The following is a 2,084-nucleotide window of genomic DNA, read 5'->3' on the forward strand; positions in this document are numbered from 1 at the left end:
AGTGGCGCTGCGGTGCATGTGCTGCGCATTCCCGGCATCTATGCCGGCGACCGCGAGGGCGGCACCCCGCTGGGGCGGCTGCAGCGCGGCACGCCGCTGCTGCGCCGCGAGGACGATGTCTACACCAGCCATATCCACGCCGATGACCTGGCGCGTGCCGTGGAGCGGGCGCTGTGGCGGGGCCGGCCCCAGCGCATCACCAATGTGGCTGACGACTCAGCGATGCCGATGGGCGATTATTTTGACCTGGCTGCTGATCTGTGGCGCCTGCCACATCCCGCGCGCATCAGCCTGGCCGAGGCCGAGCAGCAGCTGAGCCCCACCTTGCTGAGCTTTATGCGCGAGTCGCGGCGCCTGAGCAATAGCCGCATGCGGCATGAGTTGGGTGTGGTGCTGCGCTACCAGACCGTGCACCACGGCTTGCAGGCGGCGGTGTACCTGGTGGGGCCTGGCGCAGCTCAAGGCCCAGACGCCTGAACACAGGCAGAATGCGGGCGCTTTTGCAGCCGCTCCCAGTGGGCAGCTAGCAGGGCGCCGTGCCGCCTTGGCTGCGGCAGCTGCGCGGGTTGGCGCTGGGGCTGGGTGGCCGCACGGTCTCGCCAATCTGGCCCCTGGGGTGTGAGTAGCCCTGGGCATCCACGCACTTGAACACATCGCAGCGGGTGATACTGGGTGCCGGGGCTGGAGGCGTCACCACCGGAGGGCGGGGCGGCGGGCGGCCATAGGGGTAGCGGTCCCAGTAGGGATCGGCGGGCAGCACGGCGCTGGGCGCGGGGCGGCTCGCTTCAAGCCGGCTGTAGGCCTCGGGGCCCAGACAGTCAAGCTCCATCTGGCGCTTGGCCGCATCAAGCTGCGCACTGCTGCCCATGGCCTTGTCAACCGCTGCGTCGGAGGCAGCGCTGTAGCGCTCCCGCGATTGCTGGCAGGCGGCGGACTGTGCGGGGTTGCTGCGCGAAGGGCGGTTGGCAGCCCGTTGCGCCAAATCCTCGGCACGTTCATCGGCCTGCAGTCTGCGCTGGGCCAGCTCCTGCTCGCGCCGCTCGGCCTTGGCCTGCAGCGCCTCCTGTTCGCGGGCGCGGTCCTGGGCCAGTTCCTCGTCGGTTTTGCGCCGCTCGATCTCGGTCGCACGCGCGCCGCTGGCGCAGGCGCCATCGGTATAGGTCACCTTGCCGCTGCCCGGGTCCACGCAGCGGGTGACCTGGGCCTGCGCCATGGGCGCCGACAGGGCGCAAGCGCAGCACAAGCCCAGCCACGCAGCATAGCGAAGGCTGGGCAGATGGGAGCGTGGCATGGCGCGCATGGTTGGGCCTGCTGGGGTGGCGTGACCTAGGCTTTAGCGCTGCTGGAACTGTCCGCCAAAGCGGCCACCATTGGGGCGCGAAGCGGGCGCTGCAGGGCGGGGGCCCGAGTTGTAGGGCCGGCCAAAGTTCGAGCCGGTGCCGGGTGCGAGCTGCTGTGGGCGCGAAGGTGGTGGACGGCTGCTGCCGCCGTGACCTGGGCGGTCATAGCCACCGCCGGGGCGGTAGTAGCCGCCACCTGGCCTGTAATAAGGCCGGCCACCGCCATACACATAGGTTGGCGAGCTTTGGATCACCAAAGAGCTGCTGCCGTAGTAGGGGTAGCTGTTGTAGCCATAGCCGTAACCCCCATAGCCGTAGGTGGGGGTGGAATAGGTCGAATAGGCATCGCCGTAGTACACGCCGTCTGCGGGTGCGACCACGCAGCCGCCCAAGAGCAGGGCGCTGGCCGCGGCGATGGCCATCGTGCCGAGACGAATGGTACGCATGGTGAAAACTCCTTGTTGGATGGGCCCCTGCGCTCAGCACAAGGGCCGGTCAGCGGTATCAGCGGCAGGGGCGGCTGGGGGTCAGCACATTGTCGCTGCCCGCTGCGTTCTGGCGTGCCGCCGCAGCGCATTCCTGCTGGTGGCGGCTCTCGCCAAAGCGGTTGCGGTCGCGCTCGCGGTTTTGGCGTTCACGGTCTTGTGCCTGGCGCTCCAGCGCGCGGCGGCGGTCTTCGTCACGGGCGCGCTGGTCGCGGTCGCGCTCACGGGCCTGGCGGTCACGGTCCCGGTCCCCCCCCCG

General features: G+C 69.7%; 2 protein-coding genes and 2 pseudogenes. 1 reads left to right on the plus strand and 3 read right to left on the minus strand.

The genetic code is table 11. The annotated features are described in order from the left end of the window. A pseudogene (locus tag H928_RS28675) lies at nt 1-477 on the plus strand (SDR family NAD(P)-dependent oxidoreductase); the annotation flags it as partial. Nucleotides 478-523: 46 nt separating this feature from the next. Here the strand turns inward: H928_RS28675 and H928_RS0118125 are convergent. The 3 genes and pseudogenes from H928_RS0118125 to H928_RS32505 form a co-directional block, all read right to left on the minus strand. Beyond that, nucleotides 524-1,300 (minus strand): DUF4124 domain-containing protein, encoded by a 777-nt coding sequence (locus tag H928_RS0118125; RefSeq protein WP_084635871.1) that lies wholly within the window; start codon nt 1,298-1,300, stop codon nt 524-526. 33 nt (nt 1,301-1,333) lie between these two features. Beyond that, entirely contained in the window at nt 1,334-1,786 is a 453-nt protein-coding gene (locus tag H928_RS28680) for a hypothetical protein (protein WP_021027774.1), read from the minus strand. A gap of 58 nt (nt 1,787-1,844) precedes the next feature. Beyond that, nucleotides 1,845-2,084, minus strand: a pseudogene (locus H928_RS32505) (hypothetical protein); the annotation flags it as partial.

Origin of the sequence: Comamonas sp. B-9, from assembly GCF_000410635.1 — a bacterium.
In the GTDB taxonomy this organism is placed as follows: domain Bacteria; phylum Pseudomonadota; class Gammaproteobacteria; order Burkholderiales; family Burkholderiaceae_C; genus Comamonas.